The sequence below is a fragment of the Streptomyces kunmingensis genome, assembly GCF_039533535.1.
GTDB lineage: Bacteria > Actinomycetota > Actinomycetes > Streptomycetales > Streptomycetaceae > Streptomyces > Streptomyces kunmingensis.
On the sequence record NZ_BAAATS010000005.1, the window covers coordinates 279,345 to 300,547 of the forward strand.

General features: G+C 72.4%; 21 protein-coding genes. 15 read left to right on the plus strand and 6 right to left on the minus strand.

The genetic code is table 11. The features are described 5' to 3' along the window. Positions 1-63: 63 nt before the first annotated feature. Together ABD366_RS06530 and ABD366_RS06535 are read left to right on the plus strand one after the other, a co-directional pair. Positions 64-1,035, plus strand: a complete 972-nt coding sequence (locus ABD366_RS06530; RefSeq protein ID WP_324774521.1) for a glutathione S-transferase family protein — start codon at positions 64-66, stop codon at positions 1,033-1,035. A gap of 59 nt (positions 1,036-1,094) precedes the next feature. Next, entirely contained in the window at positions 1,095-2,252 is a 1,158-nt protein-coding gene (locus tag ABD366_RS06535) for a dihydrofolate reductase family protein (protein WP_324774523.1), read from the plus strand. Here ABD366_RS06535 and ABD366_RS06540 read toward each other — a convergent pair. Further along, on the minus strand, positions 2,243-3,175 hold the full coding sequence (locus ABD366_RS06540; protein ID WP_324774525.1) for a DMT family transporter: 933 nt from the start codon (positions 3,173-3,175) through the stop codon (positions 2,243-2,245). The two genes, ABD366_RS06535 and ABD366_RS06540, sit on opposite strands and share 10 nt — an antisense overlap. 176 nt (positions 3,176-3,351) lie before the next feature. Here ABD366_RS06540 and ABD366_RS06545 point away from each other — a divergent pair, with 176 nt between their 5' ends. The 4 genes from ABD366_RS06545 to ABD366_RS06560 all read left to right on the plus strand — a co-directional run bounded on the left by ABD366_RS06545 (position 3,352) and on the right by ABD366_RS06560 (position 7,106). Further along, a complete protein-coding gene (locus tag ABD366_RS06545) occupies positions 3,352-3,918 on the plus strand; it encodes a TetR/AcrR family transcriptional regulator (protein WP_324774535.1) in 567 nt (188 codons plus the stop codon). Then, a complete protein-coding gene (locus ABD366_RS06550) occupies positions 3,915-4,349 on the plus strand; it encodes a protein-tyrosine phosphatase family protein (RefSeq protein WP_324774527.1) in 435 nt (144 codons plus the stop codon). The genes ABD366_RS06545 and ABD366_RS06550 overlap by 4 nt, the downstream gene beginning before the upstream one ends. Positions 4,350-4,484: 135 nt before the next feature. Further along, a complete protein-coding gene (otr(A), locus tag ABD366_RS06555; RefSeq protein ID WP_324774529.1) occupies positions 4,485-6,407 on the plus strand; it encodes a tetracycline resistance ribosomal protection protein Otr(A) in 1,923 nt (640 codons plus the stop codon). 54 nt (positions 6,408-6,461) lie between these two features. Next, the gene (locus ABD366_RS06560) at positions 6,462-7,106 is read left to right on the plus strand and encodes a DUF4230 domain-containing protein (protein WP_324774531.1); all 645 of its coding nucleotides are present in this window, start codon (positions 6,462-6,464) and stop codon (positions 7,104-7,106) included. A 22-nt stretch (positions 7,107-7,128) separates the two neighbouring features. Here the strand turns inward: ABD366_RS06560 and ABD366_RS06565 are convergent, their stop codons facing one another. Then, positions 7,129-7,950, minus strand: coding sequence for a putative protein N(5)-glutamine methyltransferase (locus ABD366_RS06565; protein WP_344441260.1), 822 nt, complete (start codon positions 7,948-7,950; stop codon positions 7,129-7,131). A gap of 255 nt (positions 7,951-8,205) precedes the next feature. Here ABD366_RS06565 and ABD366_RS06570 point away from each other — a divergent pair, with 255 nt between their 5' ends. Beyond that, the gene (locus ABD366_RS06570; protein ID WP_324767322.1) at positions 8,206-8,940 is read left to right on the plus strand and encodes a 2OG-Fe(II) oxygenase; all 735 of its coding nucleotides are present in this window, start codon (positions 8,206-8,208) and stop codon (positions 8,938-8,940) included. A gap of 15 nt (positions 8,941-8,955) precedes the next feature. Here the strand turns inward: ABD366_RS06570 and ABD366_RS06575 are convergent, their stop codons facing one another. The 3 genes from ABD366_RS06575 to ABD366_RS06585 all read right to left on the minus strand — a co-directional run bounded on the left by ABD366_RS06575 (position 8,956) and on the right by ABD366_RS06585 (position 11,555). Further along, a complete protein-coding gene (locus ABD366_RS06575; protein ID WP_324767326.1) occupies positions 8,956-10,278 on the minus strand; it encodes an MFS transporter in 1,323 nt (440 codons plus the stop codon). Between the two features lie 95 nt (positions 10,279-10,373). Further along, entirely contained in the window at positions 10,374-10,829 is a 456-nt protein-coding gene (locus tag ABD366_RS06580) for a MarR family winged helix-turn-helix transcriptional regulator (protein ID WP_324767321.1), read from the minus strand. 99 nt (positions 10,830-10,928) lie between these two features. Then, positions 10,929-11,555 carry a TetR/AcrR family transcriptional regulator gene (locus tag ABD366_RS06585; RefSeq protein WP_324767320.1) on the minus strand — a complete coding sequence of 209 codons (627 nt, stop codon included), beginning with the start codon at positions 11,553-11,555 and terminating at the stop codon, positions 10,929-10,931. A gap of 140 nt (positions 11,556-11,695) precedes the next feature. Between ABD366_RS06585 and ABD366_RS06590 the strand changes: the two genes are divergently transcribed. Then, positions 11,696-13,150 carry a cytochrome P450 gene (locus ABD366_RS06590; RefSeq protein WP_324767319.1) on the plus strand — a complete coding sequence of 485 codons (1,455 nt, stop codon included), beginning with the start codon at positions 11,696-11,698 and terminating at the stop codon, positions 13,148-13,150. Positions 13,151-13,229: 79 nt separating this feature from the next. Here the strand turns inward: ABD366_RS06590 and ABD366_RS06595 are convergent, their stop codons facing one another. Beyond that, entirely contained in the window at positions 13,230-13,982 is a 753-nt protein-coding gene (locus ABD366_RS06595; RefSeq protein WP_324767318.1) for an MgtC/SapB family protein, read from the minus strand. A gap of 111 nt (positions 13,983-14,093) precedes the next feature. On the opposite strand from ABD366_RS06595, the gene ABD366_RS06600 reads away from it, so the two are divergent. The 7 genes from ABD366_RS06600 to ABD366_RS06630 all read left to right on the plus strand — a co-directional run bounded on the left by ABD366_RS06600 (position 14,094) and on the right by ABD366_RS06630 (position 21,184). Next, positions 14,094-14,351 (plus strand): hypothetical protein, encoded by a 258-nt coding sequence (locus ABD366_RS06600; RefSeq protein WP_324767316.1) that lies wholly within the window; start codon positions 14,094-14,096, stop codon positions 14,349-14,351. A gap of 225 nt (positions 14,352-14,576) precedes the next feature. After that, positions 14,577-15,794, plus strand: a complete 1,218-nt coding sequence (locus tag ABD366_RS06605) for a cytochrome P450 family protein (protein ID WP_324767325.1) — start codon at positions 14,577-14,579, stop codon at positions 15,792-15,794. Between the two features lie 10 nt (positions 15,795-15,804). Further along, positions 15,805-16,629, plus strand: a complete 825-nt coding sequence (locus ABD366_RS06610) for an arylamine N-acetyltransferase family protein (RefSeq protein WP_324767315.1) — start codon at positions 15,805-15,807, stop codon at positions 16,627-16,629. A gap of 86 nt (positions 16,630-16,715) precedes the next feature. Further along, a complete protein-coding gene (locus tag ABD366_RS06615; RefSeq protein ID WP_324767313.1) occupies positions 16,716-17,861 on the plus strand; it encodes a substrate-binding domain-containing protein in 1,146 nt (381 codons plus the stop codon). 95 nt (positions 17,862-17,956) lie between these two features. Then, entirely contained in the window at positions 17,957-19,309 is a 1,353-nt protein-coding gene (locus tag ABD366_RS06620; RefSeq protein WP_324767312.1) for an ABC transporter substrate-binding protein, read from the plus strand. Positions 19,310-19,340: 31 nt separating this feature from the next. After that, positions 19,341-20,321 carry a carbohydrate ABC transporter permease gene (locus tag ABD366_RS06625; protein ID WP_324767311.1) on the plus strand — a complete coding sequence of 327 codons (981 nt, stop codon included), beginning with the start codon at positions 19,341-19,343 and terminating at the stop codon, positions 20,319-20,321. After that, entirely contained in the window at positions 20,321-21,184 is an 864-nt protein-coding gene (locus tag ABD366_RS06630) for a carbohydrate ABC transporter permease (RefSeq protein WP_324767310.1), read from the plus strand. Before ABD366_RS06625 ends, ABD366_RS06630 begins: the two co-directional genes overlap by 1 nt. Positions 21,185-21,203: the final 19 nt, after the last annotated feature.

The window sequence follows — 21,203 nt, forward strand, 5'->3', positions numbered from 1 at the left end:
GCGTTTCCCGGGCAGGCTCGTCAGCGAAGCCCGCGCAGGGACCCGGCTCTGGAGGTTCATCCCGTGAACGGCAACGACTCGCTCGGCAAGAAGGGCTTCAAACGGTCCCGCAGTCATTTCGCGGACCGGATCACGGCCGACGGCAGGGACGGCTGGCCGGTGGAGGCGGGCCGTTACCGGCTCGTCGCGAGCCTGGCCTGTCCGTGGGCGAGCCGCGCCCTGGTGGTGCGGCGGCTGCTCGGCCTGGAGGACGCCCTGCCCCTGGCGGTCACCGACCCGATCCAGGACGACCGCAGCTGGCGTTTCACCCTCGACCCGGACGGCCGGGACCCGGTCCTCGGGATCCACCATCTCAGTGAGGCGTACGACGCCCGCGAGAAGGACTATCCGGGCGGTGTCAGCGTGCCCGCGATCGTCGACGTACCGTCCGGGAAGCTCGTCACCAACGACTACCAGCAGCTCACGCTCGACCTGAGCACCGAGTGGACGGCGCTGCACCGGGAGGGCGCGCCCGACCTCTACCCGGAGCCGCTGCGCGACGAGATCGACACGGTGATGGAGGACGTCTACCGGGACCTGAACAACGGCGTGTACCGGGCCGGGTTCGCGACGAACCAGAGCGCGTACGAGGACGCGTACCGAGATGTGTTCGGGCGCCTGGACGCTGTCTCGGAGCGCCTCGCCGGCCGGCGCTATCTCGTCGGCGACACGATCACGGAGGCGGACGTACGGCTGTTCACGACGCTGGTCCGCTTCGACGCCGTCTATCACGGCCATTTCAAGTGCAACCGCAACAAACTGACCGAGGATCCGGTGGTGTGGGCGTACGCGCGGGATCTGTTCCAGACGCCCGGGTTCGGTGACACCGTCGACTTCGACCACATCAAACGGCATTACTACCAGGTGCACACGGGCATCAACCCGACCGCGATCGTGCCGCTGGGGCCCGACCTCTCGGGCTGGCGGACGCCGCACGGCCGGGAGAAGCTCGGCGGGCGTCCGTTCGGCGACGGAACGCCGCCCGCGCCTCGGTAGAGCCGGTCCGGGGCAGGCTCTAAGGTCGGTGCGTACGTCCCACCGGTCACGGAGTCGCCATGTCCCGCCCTTACGTGCTGTTGTCCGCCGCCGTCTCGCTCGACGGCTGCCTCGACGACGTCGGGCCCGAGCGGCTGCTGCTGTCCGGGCCCGAGGACTTCGACCGGGTCGACGCGGAGCGCGCGGCGAGCGACGCGATCCTCGTCGGGGCGGGGACGCTGCGCGCGGACCGGCCCCGGCTGCTGGTCAACTCGCCGGAGCGGCGCGCGCGGCGGGTCGAGGAGGGGCGGTCGGCGTACCCGCTGAAGGTGGCGGTCAGCGGCTCCGGCGATCTGGACCCGGCGGACCCGTTCTGGACGACCGGCGACGAGCGGCTGCTCTGCACCACGGACAAGGGCGCGGAGCTCGCCCGGCCGCGCCTGGGCGGCGCCGCCGACGTGGTGGCGCTCGGCCCGGCCGTCGACTGGGCGGCGCTCCTCGACGATCTCGGGGCGCGTGGCGTGCGGCGGCTGATGGTCGAGGGCGGTGCGCGGGTCCACACCCAGTTGCTCCAGCTCGGGTTCGCGGACGAACTGCGGCTCGCAGTCGCCCCGTTGGTGGTCGGCGAGCCGGACGCGCCCCGGCTGTTCGGGCCCGGCGCGTATCCGGGCGGGCCGCGCGGGCGGATGCGGGTGCTGGACACGGAGCGGCTGGGCGACGTGATCGTCACTCGGTACGCGCCGACGGTGCCCGGCACCCTCGGCGTGGCCACGGCCGCGGACCGGCACTGGCTGCGGATCGCCTGTGACCTGGCCGTGCGGTGCCCGCCGTCCGAGACCGCGTTCAGTGTCGGCGCGGTGATCGTCGCGGCCGACGGCACGGAGCTCGCGCGGGGCCATTCGCGGGAGGCCGGCGACCCGGTCGTGCACGCCGAGGAGGCGGCGCTCGGCAAGCTCGCCGCCGGCGATCCGCGCCTTGCCGGGGCCACGGTCTACAGCAGCCTGGAACCGTGCGCCCACCGGGCGTCGCGGCCGAAGCCGTGCGCGCGGCTGATCGTGGACGCGGGCGTGCGGCGGGTGGTGACGGCGTGGCGGGAGCCGGACACGTTCGTGCCGGGCGCCGACGGGATCGGGGTGCTGGCCGACGCGGGCGTCGCCGTCGCGGAGGTGCCGGAGCTGGCCGAGGCCGCGGTGCGCCCCAACCGGCACCTGGTCCCCGCGGGGACGGGTCAGGACTGAGAGCTCGCTCGCTCGCGCGGCCGGGACGGTGTTCCGCCTGACACGTGCGCGGGCTTGCGCGGGGCGCCCCGCTGGACGACCCCGACGGCGGCGAGCCCGAGGGCGAGGCCGAGCGCGGTGCGGACGCCGAACGATTCACCGAACATGAGTGCGCCCCACACCGCGGTCACCGGTGCCATCAGGAACATCAGGGTGTTGACCTGCGTCAGGCCGCGCCTGCGCAGCACGACCCAGTACAGGCCGTAGCCGCCGAACGTCGACAGGCCGACCAGCCAGGCGATCGCGAGCCAGAAGGACGGGGCGGCGGGCGGAGCGACCTGCCCGGCGGCGACGGCGAGGGCGGTGAAGACGACAGCGCTGGTGGCACAGTGCACGGTCAGCGCGGCCATCGGCTCCACGCGCGTCGGCGAGCGGCTCTCCACGAAGGTGGCCGCCACCAGTGCCAGCATGCCGAGGAAGGGGATCGCGTACGCCCATCCGGCGACGCCGGTGACCGCTGCCGCGTCGGCCGTGGTGACGACCACGACCCCGGCCACGCCCAGGCACAGGCCGAGCCACTGGCGCGCGGTGACGTACTGCCGCAGCAGCGGCCCGGCGAGGGCCCCCGCGACGAGCGGCTGGGTGCCGTCGATGAGGGCGGTGGTGCCGCTGGAGACGCCGAGCTGGATGGCGTAGTAGACGGTCAGCAGATAGCCGCTCTGCGACAGGGCGCCCACGACGGTCTGGCGTCCGATGTCGCGGAGCGTCAGACCGCGCCACCAGCGCCGGCCCGCTGTCGCGGCGACGGCTCCGAGGACGAGCGCCAGCGGCAGGAAGCGCCACATCAGCGTGGTCACGGCGCTCGCGTCGCCGGCGCCGAGCTTGGCGCCGATGAAGCCGGAGCTCCAGGTCAGGACGAAACCGAGGGACAACAGGACGTTCATGGCGCGGACACCGCCTCACGTACGAGGTATACAGATCTGTTTACTCTGGCGCCCACTATACAGATCGGTATACCCTGGAGGGCATGCGAACGACGCCGACCCCAGTCCAGCCGACCCCGGCCGCGCCGGCCGCGCCGGCCCCGGCACCTCCGGCCGTCGACCCCGACCGCGCCGATCTGACCCCGGCGGCGCGCCGCGTCCTGGAGACCGCCTCGCGGCTGTTCTACGAGCGCGGCATCCACGCCGTGGGCGTCGACCTGATCGCGGCCGATGCGGGCGTCACGAAGAAGACGCTCTACGACCGGTTCGGCTCCAAGGAGCGGATCGTCGTGGACTACCTGGCCACGCGGGACGCGCGCTGGCGGGCGTTCCTCGCCGCGCACCACGACCCGGCGGCGCTCTCACCGGTGGACCGCGTGCTGGCGGTCTTCGACGCCTCGCGGGAGTGGATGGCGGCCCACAGCGGCAAGGGCTGCAGCATGGTGAACGCGCATGCCGAGATCAGCGATCCGGCCCATCCCGCGTACGCCGTGATCACCGGGCAGAAGCAGTGGATGCTGGAGCTGTTCACCCGGCTCGCGGAGAACGTGTCGCCGGACGCCGCACGGGAGTTGGGCCGCTCCCTGATGCTGCTGCACGAGGGCGCGCTGGTCACGGACGGGCTCGACGTCCTGCCCGACGCGTTCGGCCGGGCGCGCCGGCTCGCGGCGTTCCTGCTCTCCACCGCACGGCAGGCGCGATGAGCTGGGAGCCGGGCGGACCCGGCGTCCTGCGCCTGCCCTCGGGCCGGCTCGTGCGCGGCCGCGGGCTGCGCCGTCCGCTGCCACCGGGCCCGCCGCCCACGTACGCCGTCCATCTCCTCGGCGGCCAACCGCCGCCTGTGGAATGGGAGTCGGTCTGGCTGCGCTGGCCGGACTTCCGGCTGCCGTCCGACGCCGGACGCGCCCGTGCCGTGCTGCTCGACGCCTGGCGCAGGGCCCCCGACGAGCGCGTGGAGCTGGCGTGCGGGGGCGGGCGCGGCCGGACCGGGACGGCGCTCGCCTGCCTGGCCGTCCTGGACGGCGTACCGGCCGCCGACGCCGTCGCGTACGTGCGCCGCCACTACGACCGGCACGCCGTGGAGACGCCGTGGCAGAAGCGGTACGTACGCCGCTTCCGCGCCCCCGGAAAATGAGTTGCGCGCGGCGGTGACCCGCTGCGCACCATGGGCGGGACACGTCCTCGCCCGTTCAGGAGACCCGCATGCGCCGATTCCTCGAAGCAGTTCAGCGACCCCGCCGGACCCCAGCTTTCGAGGACTCGACCTTCCATGCAGACCCAGCAGGTACGCACGACCCTGAACATCGGCATTCTCGCCCACGTCGACGCCGGTAAGACCAGCCTCACCGAGCGGCTGCTGTTCGACACCGGCGCCATCGACCGGCTCGGCAGCGTCGACGGCGGGGACACCCGCACCGACACCGGCGCGATCGAGCGGCAGCGCGGCATCACGATCCGCTCGGCCGTCGCCGCGTTCACCGTCGGTGACACGCAGATCAACCTCATCGACACCCCGGGCCACTCCGACTTCATCGCCGAGGTGGAGCGGGCCCTCGACGTGCTCGACGGGGCCGTCCTGCTGATCTCCGCGGTGGAGGGTGTCCAGGCACAGACCCGTGTGCTGCTCAAGACGCTGCGGCGGCTCGGCCTGCCCACGCTCGTGTTCGTCAACAAGATCGACCGGGCGGGCGCACGGACCGCGCCGCTGCTCGACGACATCCGCCGTCGGCTCACCCCGCATGTCGTGCCGCTCACGGAGGTGCGGGGAGCCGGCACGCCGGGCGCCACCGTCACCGCCCGTCGCCTCGGGCACCCGGCGGTGCGGGACGAGGCCGCCCGCGCGCTGGCGGACGTCGACGACACGATCCTGGCCGCGCTGGTCGACGGGCCACCGCCGGACGCCGACGCGGTGCGCGCGGCGCTGACGGCGCGGACCGGCGACGGCACCCTCCATCCCGTCCTGTTCGGCTCGGCCATCGGCGGCCAGGGAGTGCCCGAACTGATCGAAGCGGTACGGGAGTTCATTCCCGCGATCACGAAACCCGGAGCGGAGTCCGCGCTGCCGGCCGGCACCGTGTTCGCCGTCCGACGCGGCCCTGTCGGGGAGCGAATCGGCTATCTGCGCCTCTACGAGGGCCAGGTACGGGCCCGTCAGAAGGTGACCTTTCTGCGGCACGACGCCGAGGGCGGCACGGAGCGGATCGCCGGACGGCTCACCGGGATCCGGGTCGTCGGCGCCGAGGGTGACACCGCCGGGCCCGGCCAGATCGCCGAGGTGCGCGGCGCGGCCGGGATCCGCGTGGGCGACCGACTGGGTGAACTCCGGTGCGGAGAACCCAGGTTCGCCCCGCCGACCTTGCGGACGGTGGCCCGGGCCGTACGGGCGGGCCAGGGCGCCGCGCTGCGCTCGGCCCTGCTCGAACTCGCCGACCAGGACCCGCTGATCCACGCCCACCCGGAGCCCGACGGCAGCACCGCGCTCCTCCTGTACGGAGAGGTGCAGAAGGAAGTACTGGGGGCCACCCTGGTCGGGGAGTTCGGCATCGAGGCCGCGTTCGAGCCGAGCCGGATCCGCTGTGTGGAGCGCCCCGCGGGCACGGGCGAGGCCCTGGAGGAGAGGGGCCACCGCAGCACGACCGGGCTGCCCGCGACCGTCGGTCTGCGGATCGGACCGGGACCGCACGGCTCCGGCCGCGTCTTCTCGTACGAGACCGAACTGGGCGCCCTGCCGCGGGCGTTCCACCAAGCGGTCGAGGACACGGTGCACGCCACCCTGGCACAGGGCGGGCCGCGGGGCTGGCCCGTGACGGACTGTCATGTGACTTTGACCCGCTCGGGATTCGACTCCCCCGTCAGCGTGGCGGGTGACTTCCGGACCGTGACCGCGCTCGTCACCCGGCAGGCCCTGGAGCGGGCCGGGACCGTGGTCCATGAGCCGGTCCACACCTTCGAGGTCGAGGTCCCGCTGGACGCGCTCGCTCCCGTAACCGCTCAACTGTCGGCTCTGGGAGCCGAGTTCGGACGTACGACGGGTGGGCAGGAGGCATGGCTGATCACCGGCAGGCTGACGGCACGCAGGGTGCGGGAGATCGAGCTGGCGCTGCCGGGGCTCACGCGCGGCGAGGGAGTGTGGTGGTCGCGTGTGTCGGGCGACCGTCCGGTCCGGACGTCGGAGGCCCTGCCGCAGGCGTGATCAGTCGATACGGTGGAACAAGGCCTCCTAGGGATCGACGAAGGAGGTTCCGTCATGACGTCGAGGGCTGTGCCACTGCCCCGTTGGGCGAAACTCTTGGGCGTACTGGTGCTGGTACTGGTACTCGTCTTCACCGGGCTGCGTCTGATGCACCGGCTGGGCGATGTCTTCGGTACCGAGACGCACGACCGGTCGGGCCCCGCGCTGCTCAAGTCGGTGCGGGATCTGAGCCGTTACGAGGCCGCGTCCGGGAACTTCCAGGTCGTGGTGGACCTGGAGAAGGACACCAAATACCTCCCGGACGCGATCCGCGGGACCCGGACCCTGTACATCGGGGCCGGCAGCGTGGACGCCTACGTGGATCTCGGGAAGATCGGCTCCGGGGACGTCCGGGTGAACGACGCGCGGACGTCGGCGACGCTGAAGCTGCCGCACGCACAGCTCGGCAGCCCCGCCCTCGACACGGACCGCTCCTACGCCGTGTCGAAGCAGCGGGGTCTCCTCGACCGGCTCGGCGACCTGTTCTCGGACAACCCGAACGACGAGCAGGCCGTACGCAAGCTCGCCGCCCGGCACATCGGGGAGGCGGCGCGGGACAGCCACCTCACCGCCCGCGCCGAGCGCAACACGACCGACATGCTGCGGGGGCTGCTGCGCTCCCTCGGGTTCAAGGACGTCCGGGTCTCCTACGAGAGCTGACCCCGCGCCTACGGAGCCCGGTTCAGGGACGCGTCGCGATGATCACCGTGGCGTAGAGGTCGTCGTCCCGCGTCACCCGCGGTCGCAGACCGGCGGAGCGTACCGCCGCCTGTGCGGCCGCGGCCTGATGTTCGCCGGTCTCCACGAACAGGTGGCCGCCGGGCGCCAGCCAGCGCGGCGCCCCGGCGGCCACCCGGCGCAGGACGTCGAGGCCGTCGGCGCCGCCGTCGAGGGCCATGCGCCGCTCGTGGTCACGCGCCTCGGGCGGCAGCAGGGGCACGTCGCCGGTGGGGACGTACGGGCCGTTCGCGACCAGGATGTCGACCCGGCCCGCCAGTTCCGCGGGCAGCGGTTCGTACAGGTCGCCCTCGTGGACCGCGCCGCCGAGCGGCACGAGGGTGCGCCGGGCGCAGCGCACCGCCGCCGGGTCCAGGTCCGCCGCGTGCAGCAGCGCGGGGCGCCGGTCCGCGAGGACGGCGGCGACCGCGCCGCTGCCGCAGCACAGGTCGACGACGACGGCGTCGGGCGGCATCAGGGCCAGCGCCTGCCGGGCCAGGAACTCGGTGCGGCGGCGCGGCACGAAGACGCCGGGGTCGACCGTGACGCGCCGACCGCAGAACTCGGCCCACCCGACGACGTGTTCGAGCGGGAGCCCGGCCGCGCGGCGCTCGACCATCGCGGTCAGCTCAGCGGTGTCCCGGGCGCTGGAGAGCAGGATGTGCGCTTCGTCCTCGGCGAAGACGCAGCCGGCCCGGCGCAGGATCGCGACGACCGGGGCCGGGTCGGCGGCCGGAACGGAGGAGGAGAAAAGGGGCGACGGGGACGGCGAAGGGGGAAGCGACATGGCTGATGTATGACCTCTCGGGAAGCCGATGGGGCTCCCGGGCGCCGGACGGTCACCGGCCCGCTCGAAGACGGAACGTCAGAGCGAGCGGACGGTACGTGCGACAGGAGAAGGGAGCTCCCGACCTGACACAGCAGTGATCGGACTCACCTCCTCGGTCCCTCGTGGCGCTGTTGGGCCCGGTCACACTACCGCACCGAACGCGCTGTCCGATTCCCGCCAGCACCGTCCCGCGCGCGCGGGCAGCCTGGAGGCATGACCAGCACCAGCACCCTCCACGGCACGGCGCAGGACCGGCTCGACGCGGTCGACTGGACCGCACTCGCCGGGGAGCTCGACGAGTTCGGCAGCGCCCTGACGCCGCGGCCGGTGCTCACCCAGGCACAGTGCCGGTCCGTCGCCGCGCTCTACGACGACGTGGCCCGGTTCCGGTCGACCATCGACATGGCCCGCTACCGGTTCGGCCGGGGCCAGTACCGCTACTTCGCGCACCCGTTGCCCGACCTCGTAGGGGAGTTGCGCGCCGCGTTCTATCCGCGGCTGCTGCCGATCGCGCGGGCCTGGGCGCGGCGGCTGAACCGGCCCGCGCCCTGGCCGGACTCGCTCGACGAGTGGCTGGAGCGCTGCCACGCGGCGGGCCAGACCCGGCCGACGCCGATCCTGCTGCGGTACGGGGCGGGCGACTGGAACGCCCTGCACCGTGATCTGTACGGCGAATTGGTGTTCCCGCTCCAGGTCGTCATCGGCCTGGACGAACCGGGCGTGGACTACCGCGGCGGCGAGTTCCTGATGACGGAGCAGCGGCCCCGCGCGCAGTCACGCGGTTTCTCCACGACCCTGTCGCAGGGGCACGCGCTGGTGTTCACGACGCGGGACCGTCCGGTGCGCTCGGTACGCGGCTGGGCGAACGGCCCGATGCGGCACGGTGTGAGCACGGTCCGCTCGGGCCGCCGGCACACGCTCGGGCTCGTCTTCCACGACGCCGAGTGAGACCGAGGGGCTGCTCTAACTCCCGGCCCGGTGCAGGGCACGGTCCGTCAGGGTGAGGGCCACGAGCAGGACGCCGAGGACGACCGAGGCACCGGCCATCAGGTGCAGGCCGCCGTCGTCGGCGCGCTGCCCGTAGGCGAGGGCGATCAGACTGGACGCGGTGATGGCGCCGATGTACTGGGCGGTGCGCTGCAGTCCGGCGGCCGAGCCGATGTCGGCGGCGGGCGCGTACTCCTGGACCGCGGCCTGGTTGCTGGTGCCGATGAGCCCCTGCGGGATGCCGAAGCAGGCGCCCGCGAGGAGCAGGACGACGAGCGGGGTGGAGCCGGAGACGACGGTGAGCAGTCCCGCGCCCGCGGTCAGCAGGACGCAGGCCACGGTGAGCGGGGCGCGGATGCCCTTCGTGCGGGCGCCGAGCAGGGAGCAGAGCAGGGCGGCCACGGACATCGGCAGCATGAGCAGCCCGGTGTGCCCGGAGGAGTAGCCACGCCCTTCTTCGAGCCACTGAGTATAGCCGTACATGACGCAATAAATCAGCAGATAGCTCAGGCCGTGGCGGAGGTAGGTGCGGGCGAGCGGGCCGTTCGCGGCGAGCGTCCGGACGTCGATGAACGGGGTGCGGCAGCGCAGTTGCCACCACAGCAGCGCGGCCGTGATTACGGCGAACGGGGCGAGCAGCCACCACAGGGGGTGGGCGAGGTCGAGGAGGAAGAAGACCAGCACGGTCAGGGCGGTGGAGAAGAGGCCGATGCCGAGCGGGTCGAGGGCGAGCTTGGGAGCCGGTTCGCCGTCCGTGGCGCGCGGGAGATCGGCGGGGATCCAGGCGAGCGCGCAGACGAACGCGATGACGGCGACGGGCACGTTCACCGCGAAGATGCCGCGCCAGCCGACGACGGTGACGAGCAGCCCGCCGAGGGTCGGGCCGACGGCGGCACTGCCGAGCGCGGCGAAGGAGAGCCGGGCCATGACGGGCCGCGGCGGGCGGCGCCCCACGCGGCGCCCTTCGTCGCGCAGGACGGCCATCGCCGCGGGGTAGGCGGCCGACGTGCCGATGCCGAGCAGCAGCCGGGAGACGATGAGCCAGCCGAAACCGGGGGCCAGGACGCCGACGATCCCCGAGGCACACACGACCACGAGCCCCGCGAGGAAGACGCGGCGCGGGCCGAGGGCGTCGGCCAGTTTGCCGAGCACGGGCTGGGCGACGGCGCTGGCGAGGTAGAGGACGGAGATCAGCCAGGCCGTGTCGGCGGCGCCGATCCCGAAGTCGTGCCCGATCGCCACCAGGGCGGTGGAGATCATCGTCGTGTTGAGCGGGTTCAGGAGCGAGCCGAGCAGCAGCGGCGCGGTGAGCCGGGCGTGGAACCCCGCTGGCTCAGCAGCGGGCTCCTGAGGGACGGCGACGCGGGTGGTGGCTGTGTCGCTCGCGCCACCGCTCACTTCTGCACCAGCCGCTCCAGGAGCAGCGTCGCCTCGGTCAGGGTGCGTCGCTCGGCTTCGTCGAGTTCGGAGGTGAGGGCCTCGGCGAGCCAGCCGTGCTTGGCGGCGCGCACGGAGGCGAGGGTGGCCCGGCCGCTGTCGGTGATCGACATGACGGACTGGCGCCCGTCGTTCGGGTCGGCGGAGCGCTCCACGAAGCCCTGCTCCTCCAGGGCGCCGATGGTCAGGCGCATGGACTGCGGCCGGACGTACTCGGAGCGGGCGAGCGCGGCGGTGGTGGCGGGCCCCTCGGTGTCGAGGCGGGCCAGGACCGTGCGCTGGGTCGGCGTGAGGAGGCTGTCCGGCGACGCGGTGCGCAGCCTGCGCGAGAGCCGCCCGACGACGGTGGCGAGATCGGCGGCGATGCGCTCGGTGGGCGGCTCCGCGGCCGTGGGTCCCTGCGTTCCTGACATGCCTCCACCGTAAGAGATAGACAGGAAGCCTTGCAAGTTTTCCTTACGATCCCGCGGCCGGTCGGGGCGGTCCGGTTCCGGACGGTGGCAACCCGCGCCTCAGGACTCCAGCGCCCCCAGCAGCGCCCGCGCGCACAGGTCGCGGACCTGCGCGCGGGTCAGCTGTGGCTCGTCGAGCCAGTCCAGGCAGACGGCGACGAGGAAGGCGAGCCAGCCGCGCACCGCGAGGCGCAGCACGGCCGGTCCGGGAAGCCGGTCCACCATCTGCGGATCGGCGGCGAGCGCGGCCATGATCTGCGCTTCGTGGGCGGCGAGGCCCTCCCGGTACACGGTGCGCACGGCGGGGTCGCCCGCCGCCTCCGCGCGGTGGAACGCCCGGAAGCCCTGCGCGTGCGAGGCGACGTACTCCAGGAAGGTGTCCAGGCCGGTGCCGAGCTGCTCGCGTACCGGAATGCCGGGGACGGCGGCGGTCAGCCGCAGCATCCGGGTGCTCTCGCGGTGGACGACGGCGGCGAAGAAGTCCCGCTTGGTCGGGAAATAGTGGTACAGCAGGCCGCGAGAGACACCGGCGATCTCGGCGACCTGTTCGATCCAGACGTCGTCGTACGGGTCCTGCGCGAACAACTTGGCGCCTACGGACAGCAGTTGCTCCCGCCGCTCCTCGGTGCTCAGCCTGCGCCGGGTCCGCTCCCCCGAGGCCCGCGCTCCCCCTGACTCTGCGCTCATGCAGGCACCTTACTGGACGTTCTTCCGCTTACTTGACGTCGGTTCAACAGCGGACCACACTGTGGCGCATTATTGAATCCACGTCTAACAAGGTGCGGGGTCGGGCTCAACCCGTCGGTCGCGCAAGGGAGATGGGCACGATGGCGCAGGTGACGCAGACGGCGGAGGGCGTGCTGCCGCGGGGCTTTCGCAGCGCCGAGCAGGGCTGGCCGCTCCTGGACCGGATCCCGCACCCGCCGCGCCGTGTCCCGCTGATCGGTGACGTGCTGGGCAGCAACGTCCGCACGCCCCTCCAGGACTCGATGCGGATCGCCGCCGAACTGGGGCCGATCTTCCGGCGCAAGGCGTTCGGCAAGGAGATCGTGTTCGTGGCGGGCGCCGAGCTGGCCGCGGAGCTGGCGGACGAGTCGCGGTTCGCCAAGCACGTCGGGCTCGGCGTCGCGAACCTGCGGCCGGTGGCGGGCGACGGGCTGTTCACCGCGTACAACCACGAACCCAACTGGCAGCTGGCGCACGACATACTCGCCCCCGGCTTCAGCCGCGACGCGATGGCCGGCTACCACCCGCTGATGCTGGACGTGGCGGGGCAGCTCACCGCCGCGTGGGACGCGAGCGAGGCGGCCGGGCGGACGGTGGACGTGCCCGGGGACATGACCAAGCTGACGCTGGAGACGATCGCGCGGACCGGCTTCGGGCACGACTTCGGCTCGTTCGAGCGCGACTTCGACAAGGAGGGCGCGCATCCGTTCGTGACGGCGATGGTGGGCGCCCTGTCGTTCGCCCAGCGCCGCAACGTGGTGCCCCCGCTGCTCTCCCCGCTGCTGCGCGGCGCCGAGCGGCGCAACGCCGCGGACCGCGCCTACCTGAACCGCACCGTCGACGAGGTGATCGCCGCGCGCCGCGCCGACGGCGGCGGGCCCGGCGATCTGCTCGACCGGATGCTGGAGGTGGCGCATCCCGAGACGGGCGAGCACCTCGCGCCGGAGAACATCCGCCGCCAGGTGATCACGTTCCTGGTCGCCGGGCACGAGACGACGTCCGGCGCGCTCTCCTTCGCGCTGCACTACCTCGCGCAGAATCCGGCCGTGCTCGCGAAGGCGCAGGAGGAGGTCGACCGGGTGTGGGGAGAGACGGCCGTGCCCGCCTATGAGCAGGTCGCCAAGCTCCGCTACCTGCGTCGGGTGCTCGACGAGTCGCTGCGGCTGTGGCCGACGGCCCCGGCGTTCGCGCGCGAGGCGGTCGCCGACACGACGCTGGGCGGGACCCATCCGATGCGGCGCGGCGCCTGGGCGCTGGTCCTGGTGACGATGCTGCACCGGGACCCGGCCGCGTGGGGCGAGGACCCCGAGTCGTTCGACCCGGAGCGGTTCGCGCCACAGGCGGTGCGGGGGCGTCCCGCGCACGTGTTCAAACCGTTCGGCACGGGGGCCCGGGCCTGTATCGGCCGTCAGTTCGCCCTGCACGAGGCCACCTTGGTACTGGGCCTGCTACTGCGCCGCTACGACCTGCACGCGGAGCCGGACTACCGGCTGCGGATAGCGGAGCGGCTGACGCTGATGCCGCGCGATCTGCGACTGCGTCTGACGCGCCGCTGAGCCGCTGGGCCCCTTGAGCTGCTGAGCCCGCGTCACCGGCTGACTTGATGTCCGGGCCGGACCGGCGGCCGGCCCGGCGTCACTCGTCCGCCGCCGACTCCATGGACGCCACGTCGAGAACCCCGCCGAGTTCGGCCAGCACCGCGACCAGGGCGGGGACGTCGGCGGCGCCCTCGATCTCCATACGGACGGCCATCGTGCCGGGCCGGTCGGGGCCCTCCTCCCATTCGGTGCGGTCGGTGCGGTCGGTGCGCAACTCCACGACACGAAAGCCCCGGCTCGTGCACTCCTCCAGAACGCGCGTCAGGACACTGCTGCCGACCCGGTAGGCGAGGTACAGGCCCGAGCGCCGTTCGGTGGCCAGCGCCGGGACACGCCGGGTCAGGTAGGGGTATCCCCGTACGACGAGGAAGTGGACGGCGGTCGCGGCGAGGGCGAGCAGGGGCAGGCCACCGCCGCAGGCCATCCCTATGGCGCAGGTCAGCCAGACCGTGGCCGCGGTCGTGAGACCCCGGACGGCGTCCCTTCGTACGAAGATGAGCCCGCCGCCGATGAACCCGATGCCGGAGACGATCTGCGCGGCGACCCGGGAGGGGTCGAACGACACGCCCTCCAGGGCGAGCACGGAGTTGAACCCGTGCTGCGACACCTCCATGAACAGGGCGCTGCCGACGCCGACGAGCGTGTGGGTGCGCAGACCGGCACTCTTCTGCTGGACGGCGCGCTCGGCACCGATGAGGGTGGACAGGACCAGCGCGAGCCCCAACTCGGCGAGCTGCCGGGCGCCTTGGCCCGCCGCTGGATCGAACAGGGGAACTGCGAGCGAGGACAACAGCAGATCCCTCCTTTCCGTGCACGCCCCGGCAGACGTCCCGGGGCTCCCACGAGGCTAGCGCTGCCCCATTGGCGACGGATTGTCAGACCCGTGCGCAAGAGTGGGAACATGAACGGGACCAGGAACGGCAATCAGCACGGTCGGCAGACGAAGAACCACGAGGTGGCGGCGGCGCAGGCCTGTCTGCGCCTGCTGCACACGGCACGCGCCGCCCTCTCCGGCAGCGAGCCACCGGCGACCGCGTCGGTGCTCGCCGTGCCCATCGCGGAGGCCGACGAGGCGCTGCGCCGCGCGGGCCTCACGGGCAACGAGGCGTGGTTGCTGGATCGGATCTACGACCTGGGCCTGGAGTCGGGGGCACCGTAGGATCCGAAGGCCGTCGCGCTCGGGGGAGTTGACGGGCCGGTCAGGGCCGGGCGCTCCCCCGGCCTCGTCACCCGACCTGTCAGGAGCCCGCACGTGACCTCCTCCGCCGACGCCGAAGCCACCGGCATCGCCAGCACCCGCCCCACCGACACCGGCACCGGCACCGGCACCGGCACCACGACCGGATCCGCCGCGCCGTCCCCCGATGGCGCCGGGGCGCACCGCATCGACCCGGCGGGCGGCTGTCCGCACGCGCGCAACGCCCGGTTGCGGGAGCGCGGCGCCGTGGCTCCCGTCGTGCTCCCCGGTGACGTGCCCGGCATGCTCGTCCTCGGCCACGACGCGCTCAGGGAGTTCCTCGCGCACCCCGATGTCGCCAAGGACGCCCGGCATTTCACGGCGCTGGCCGAGGACCGGATACCGCCGGGCTGGCCGCTGCGGACGTTCGCGACGGTGCGCGGCATGACGACGGCCGACGGCGACGACCACCGGCGGCTGCGCTCCCTGGTGAGCCGTGCGTTCACGATCCGCCGGGTCGAGGGGTTGCGGCCGCGCATCGAGGCGCTTGTCGACGAACTGCTCGACGGGGTCGCCCGGCAGGCGGCCGTCGACGGCGTGGTCGAGCTGCGGTCCCGGTTCGCGCTGCCGCTGCCGATGCGCGTCATCTGTGAACTCTTCGGTGTGGGTGAGGAGTTCAGGGACCGGCTGCATCACCTGTCGAGCCAGGTCGTCTCCACGGACACGACACCGCAGGAGGCCCTCGCCGCCAACAAGGAGATGGTGGCGGTGCTCGCCCAGGTCGCCGCGGCCCGGGCGAAGGAGCCGGGGGACGATCTCACCAGCGCCCTCATCGCGGCGCGCGAGGAGGACGGCGACCGGCTGAGCCAGGAGGAGCTGATCGGCACGCTCATCCTGTTCGTCATCGCCGGGCACGAGACGACGCTGAACCTGATCACGAACGCGGTGCGGGCCCTGTGCGGCCACCGCGACCAGCTCGCGCTCGTGCGCGCCGGATCGGCGACCTGGATGGACGTCGTGGAGGAGACGCTGCGCTGGGACAGCCCGGTCAGCTACTTCCCGTTCCGGTATCCGACCCGGGACCTCACCGTCGACGGCACCGTGATCCCGCAGGGCACCCCCGTCCTCGCCGGGTACTCCGCGGCGGGCCGCGACCCGGCGGCCCACGGCCCGGACGCCGACCGCTTCGACCTCACCCGCCGGGCTGCGAGCCGGCATCTCTCGCTCGGGCACGGCGCCCACTACTGCCTGGGCGCGCCGCTGGCCCGCCTCGAGGCGACGGTCGCCCTGGAGCGGCTGTTCACCCGGTTCCCCGACCTGGATCTGGCCGTGCCCGACGAGGAGCTTCCCGCGCACGCCGGTTTCGTCGGCAACAGTGTCCGCCGGCTTCCGGTCCGGCCGGGACCCGATGCCCGGGAGGGGTGACACTGGCCCCATGGCTGACCAGGACCGCACCCGCACGGCCGCCGCTCCGGACCGCACCCGCACCGACGCCTATCTGGCCCGCATCGGCGCCGCGCGCCCGGCGGCCCCGACCGCCGGGGCGTTGCGCGCCCTGCACCTGGCGCATCTGCGCGCCGTGCCGTTCGAGAACCTCTCCGTGCACCTGGGCGAGGACATCACGCTCGACGCGGACGCACTCGTCGCCAAGCTGGTCGACCGGCGGCGCGGCGGCTTCTGCTACGAGCTCAACGGCGCGTTCGCCGCGCTGCTCGCCGCCCTCGGCTACGACGTGACGCTGTTGCAGGCGCGCGGCGTGGGCGAGGGCGGCCGGCCCGGCATCCCCTACGACCACCTCGCGCTGCGCGTGCGCGACGACCGCGGAGGCGACTGGCTCGCCGACATCGGGTTCGGCACGCACACGCACTTCCCGCTGGCGTACGAGGAGCGCGGCGAGCAGCGCGAGCCCGGCGGGGTCTTCCGCATCGAGGACGCCGCCGACGGCGATCTGCTCGTACTGCGCGACGGAGAGCCCCAGTACCTGCTCGATCAACGCCCGAGGGCCCTCAGGGACTTCGAGGCGGGCGCCTGGTACCACCGCACCTCGCCCGCCTCGCACTTCACCCGTTCCCTGGTCTGTTCGCTGCTGACCGAGGACGGCCGGATCACCCTCAGCGGTCATACGCTCACCACGACGGTCGGCACGGAGCGCACACGCACCGAGCTGCCCACGGACGCCGCCGCCCTCAAGGCCTACGACCAGTACTTCGGCATCACGCTCGACCGGCTCCCCCCGGAGCCGGAGCTCCCCGAGGGCTGACCCCGTCCGGCCCCCGCTGGTTATGCTGCCGCGGAAGCGTTCACCGAAGCGCTCAAACGAACAGCGGTTGTGAGGGGGCCATCAGCATGCGCGAACCGGTCGATCTCAGGCGGCAGCGGATACTCGCGGTCGTGCGGTCGCGCGGCGCGACCCGGGTCAGCGATCTCGCCGCAGAGCTCGCCGTCTCGGTGGTGACCCTGCGCCGCGACGTCGAGGAGCTGGCCCGCGAGGGCAAGCTGCGCCGCGGCCACGGGGTCGCCCGGCCGGTGCTGGCGGAGAGCGAGCAGCCCGCGCCGGCCACGGCTCCGGCGCCGCCGCCCGTGGACGGCGGCCCGGTCGCACTCGTCGTACCCGAGCGGCACGCCTATCTGTACGAGACGCTGCACGGCGCCCGCACGGCCTTCGAAGAGGCCGGTGTCCGTACCGCGCTGCACATCGCACCGACCGTGCCCGGCGCCGAACAGCCCCTCGTGGAGCGGGCCCTGGCGGAAGGCGCGTGCGGGCTGCTGATCGCACCGCGCTGGCGCAGCCGGGAGACCGAGGAGGCGGACTACGCCTGGCTGGCGCGCCTGGAGGTGCCCGCCGTCGTGATGGAGCGCAGGCCGCGGCGCGGCAGCGCGCTGCACGCCCTGGACACCGTCTGCACCGACCACTGGTACGGCATCCATCTCGCCGTCGAGCACCTCACGGGCCTCGGTCACCGGCGGATCGTGCTCGCCGCGCGCGACGACAGTCCGACGGCGCGCGCCATCCGTGCGGCGTTCACCGACATCGCGGCGGACCACCCGGACGTCGACAAGTGGGCGATCGCCCTCAGCGCGCCGGGCGCGGCCCCCGACCCGGATGCGGAGAACGCGGAGAGGGCGATCGAACTCCCCACACTGATCCGGGAGTTGGGCGCCACCGCTGCCGTGCTGCACGGCGACGTGGACGCACTGATGCTGGTCCAGTCGCTGCGTGACAACGGGGTGCGGGTCCCGGAGGACTGCTCCGCGATCGCGTACGACGACGTGGTCGCGGCGCTCGGCAGCACACCGCTGACCGCCGTGTCGCCGCCGAAGGCCGATGTGGGCCGGGCGGCGGCGGAGCTGCTGCTGCGCCGGCTCGGCGACCGGACGCCGGGCGGAGCCTCGGGTCCTGTACGCCGGATGGAGCTGCTGCCCGAGCTGAAGGTGCGCGGCTCGACACAGGCCCCGGGCGCCCCTGCCGCCCCCGGACCAATGAGCGTTTGACCGTTTGATTTTCTTCTGATCGATCTATTGACCAGGTCCGCTCAGCCGATCAGTATTCCCGTGACTCGAACACGCAGGAGCCGCGGGAGGCGCCCATGCCTGGTCGACAGAGCCGTCGATCCATGCTCGCCGCGATCACCGCGCTGCCACTGACGGGCGCCCTGAGCGCCTGTAGCGGAAACGACAGCGCGTCATCCGGGAGCAGCAGCACGTCCGGTACCAAGAGCAGCAGATCCACCACCACCATCACCTTCTGGTCCGCGCTGCGCGGCAGCCAGGAGGTGGTGGACGCGTTCAACAAGACGCACGACCACATCAGGGTCGCCTTCGAGCAGATCCCCTCCGGCACCTCCGGCGGATATCTCAAGCTCAGCAACGCGGCCCGCGCGGGCAATGCGCCCGACGTCGCCACCATCGAGTACCCGCAGGTCCCGGGGTACGCGATAGACGGTGTGGCCCGTGACATCACGGACATGATCAGCGACAGGCTGCGGGCGAAACTGCTGCCGCAGGCTCTCGGCCTGACGACCTTCGAGAAGCGCACCTACAGCGTGCCGCTCGACGTCGAACCGATGGTGCTGCACTACCGCAAGGACCTCTTCGACGAGTACGGCTTCGAGGTGCCCACCACCTGGGACGAGTACACCGAACTGGCCCGCGCCGTGCGCCGCACCGGCGGCAAGCGCAAGGTGACCTTCTTCTCCACGGACATGGGCCAGTTCTCCGGCTGGGCCTGGGCGGCCGGCGCGCGCTGGTTCGACACCTCGAAGGGCGCCTGGAACGTGTCGCTCGCCGACGCGCCCACGCGCCGCGTGTCCCGGTACTGGCAGCGCCTCATCGACGAGGACCTCGTCTACGTCAATCCGCCCAACAGCCGCGAGGCCGACGCCCAGGTCGGCAACGGCCTGGTGCTGACCCGGCACAGCGGCGCCTGGGACGCGGGGGCGCAGATGAACGCACGCCCCCAGCAGAAGGGACTGTGGCGGATCGCCCCGCAGCCTCAGTGGGACCCGGCGAAGCCGGCGCTCGGCACCAACGGCGGCTCGACCTTCGCCATCACCAAGGACAGCAAGCACCCCGAGGCCGCCATGGAGTTCATCGAGTGGCAGGTCTCGCACCCCGACGCCCTCAGGGCCCGGCTCTCCAGCGGAGCGAGCAGCCAGTACCCGGCCGTGACCGAGCTGATCGGGGTGGGACGCGCGGCCTTCGACCGCTCGTACTACGGCGGGCAGGACATCTACACGCTGTTCGAGCAGGAGGCCCGGAAGATCAGCGACGGCTGGGTCTGGGGCCCGCGGATGACCGCGACCGGACAGGTCATGTCGGACGCCTTCGCCCGGGCGGCGGCGGGCTCGGGAACGATCGAGTCCTCCATGCGCGCCGCGCAGGACGGCACGATGCCCGACCTCAAGGCGCTCGGCCTGAACACCACGCAGCACTCCACGTGAACGCCCGCACCCCGAAAGGCAGGTGAGTCCCATGACCGCGACAACCCATGCGCCCGCGACGGCGGCCGCGCCCCCGAGGGAGGCGGACGGCTCCCGGCGCAAGGCGCAGCGTGCGGCCAAGCGCCGCCGGGGCGGCGCCGCGGGTGTCCTGATGGCCCCGTTCTTCGTCCTGCTCACGCTCGTCTTCCTGATCCCGGTCGGCACCGCGGTGTGGCTGAGCTTCTTCAGCGACGACCAGCCGGGTCTCGGTTTCGGTCCGGAGCGCACGGTCTTCGTCGGCCTGCGCTCGTACGCCGCCGTGCTCACGGACCCCTCGTTCCTCTCCGGTCTCGGCACGGTCGCGCTGTACTGCGTGATCTACATCCCGGTGATGACCGCCGGCTCGCTGGCCCTCGCGCTCCTGCTCGACTCGGGGGTCGTACGGCTGCGGTCCTGGGCCCAGCTGGGGCTGTTCCTGCCGCACGCGGTGCCCGGCATCATCGCCGCGCTGATCTGGCTGTACCTCTACACCCCCGGCATCAGCCCCCTCATCGAAGTGCTCGGCAAGGCCGACATCACCATCGACTTCCTCGGTCTGCACACCGCGATCCCGTCGATCGTGAACATCGCGGTGTGGAGCAACCTCGGCTACAACATGGTCGTCTTCTACGCGGCCCTCCAGGCGGTCCCCCGGGAGGTCCTGGAGGCATCGGTGGTCGACGGGGCGGGTCCGGTGCGTACCGCACTCCAGGTGAAGGCGCCGCTGGTGCGCTCCTCGATCATCATGGTCGCGATGTTCACGCTGATCTGGGCGCTGCAACTGTTCACCGAACCCATGCTGCTGCGCGCGGGCTCCCAGGTCGTCGACGCCCGGTTCTCGCCGAGCATGTACATCTACGACGCCGCGTTCAGCCGTAACAACTACTCGCTCGCGGCGGCCGCCTCGGTCATCCTCCTCATCATCACGATCGCCGTCTCCTACGGCGTGACCCGCTGGACCAACCGCGTCAACTCGGCCGAGGGGAACGCCTGATGAGCGCCACGGACTCCACTGTGCTGCGGCCCCGGCTGCTCGGACGGGCGACCGTCAACCTCGTCGTCGTGATCTCCGTCCTCTACACCCTGCTGCCGGCCCTGTGGCTGGTGCTCGCGTCCACGAAGTCCCGCGACGCCCTGTTCAGCAGCAGCATCCTGTCGTTCAGCGACTTCTCGCTCGTCCAGAACGTCAAGGACCTCTTCGCGATGGACGGCGGTCTCTACAGCCGCTGGTACGGCAACAGCCTGCTGTACGCGGTGCTCGGCGCGGCCCTGGGCGCGATGATCAGCGTCGCCTGCGGATACGCCTTCGACAAGTACCACTTCCGGCACAAGGAGAAGCTGTTCGGCCTGGTCCTCGCGGCGGTCATGGTGCCGCAGACGGTGCTCGCGCTGCCGCTGTACCTGCTCGCGTCCGCGACCGGGGTGGTGAACACCTTCTGGTCGGTGTTCATCCCGGTCCTGTTCAACCCGTTCGGTGTCTACCTGGGCCGCATCTTCGCGCAGGGCTACGTCCCGAACGAGGTCCTGGAGGCGGCGCGGGTCGACGGCGCCGGGGAGCTGACCACGTACGTCCGTGTTTCGCTGCGGATGCTCGGCCCCGGCCTGGTCACCATCTTCCTCTTCCAGCTGACCTCGATCTGGAACAACTTCTTCCTGCCGATGGTCATGCTCTCCAACCAGAACCTGTATCCGGTCAGTCTCGGCCTGTTCCAGTGGAACAGCCAGGCGACCGTCTCTCCCGAGTACTACCCGGTGGTGATCATGGGCTCGCTCCTCGCGGTGCTCCCCCTCGTCCTCGCGTTCATCTTCCTCCAGCGGTTCTGGCGGTCCGGCCTGACGGCGGGGGCGGTCAAGTGAGCAAGCCCCGCGTGGCGCT

Bases quoted from the DNA above. Each gene is read 5' to 3' on its own strand.
- ABD366_RS06580 (WP_324767321.1), bottom strand. From the start codon at position 10,829: ATGTCAGGAACGCAGGGACCCACGGCCGCGGAGCCGCCCACCGAGCGC.
- ABD366_RS06615 (WP_324767313.1), top strand. From the start codon at position 16,716: ATGCGCGAACCGGTCGATCTCAGGCGGCAGCGGATACTCGCGGTCGTG.
- ABD366_RS06535 (WP_324774523.1), top strand. From the start codon at position 1,095: ATGTCCCGCCCTTACGTGCTGTTGTCCGCCGCCGTCTCGCTCGACGGC.
- ABD366_RS06625 (WP_324767311.1), top strand. From the start codon at position 19,341: ATGACCGCGACAACCCATGCGCCCGCGACGGCGGCCGCGCCCCCGAGG.
- ABD366_RS06620 (WP_324767312.1), top strand. From the start codon at position 17,957: ATGCCTGGTCGACAGAGCCGTCGATCCATGCTCGCCGCGATCACCGCG.
- ABD366_RS06550 (WP_324774527.1), top strand. From the start codon at position 3,915: ATGAGCTGGGAGCCGGGCGGACCCGGCGTCCTGCGCCTGCCCTCGGGC.
- ABD366_RS06565 (WP_344441260.1), bottom strand. From the start codon at position 7,950: ATGTCGCTTCCCCCTTCGCCGTCCCCGTCGCCCCTTTTCTCCTCCTCC.
- ABD366_RS06540 (WP_324774525.1), bottom strand. From the start codon at position 3,175: ATGAACGTCCTGTTGTCCCTCGGTTTCGTCCTGACCTGGAGCTCCGGC.
- ABD366_RS06560 (WP_324774531.1), top strand. From the start codon at position 6,462: ATGACGTCGAGGGCTGTGCCACTGCCCCGTTGGGCGAAACTCTTGGGC.
- ABD366_RS06610 (WP_324767315.1), top strand. From the start codon at position 15,805: ATGGCTGACCAGGACCGCACCCGCACGGCCGCCGCTCCGGACCGCACC.
- ABD366_RS06630 (WP_324767310.1), top strand. From the start codon at position 20,321: ATGAGCGCCACGGACTCCACTGTGCTGCGGCCCCGGCTGCTCGGACGG.
- ABD366_RS06585 (WP_324767320.1), bottom strand. From the start codon at position 11,555: ATGAGCGCAGAGTCAGGGGGAGCGCGGGCCTCGGGGGAGCGGACCCGG.
- ABD366_RS06570 (WP_324767322.1), top strand. From the start codon at position 8,206: ATGACCAGCACCAGCACCCTCCACGGCACGGCGCAGGACCGGCTCGAC.
- ABD366_RS06600 (WP_324767316.1), top strand. From the start codon at position 14,094: ATGAACGGGACCAGGAACGGCAATCAGCACGGTCGGCAGACGAAGAAC.
- ABD366_RS06590 (WP_324767319.1), top strand. From the start codon at position 11,696: ATGGCGCAGGTGACGCAGACGGCGGAGGGCGTGCTGCCGCGGGGCTTT.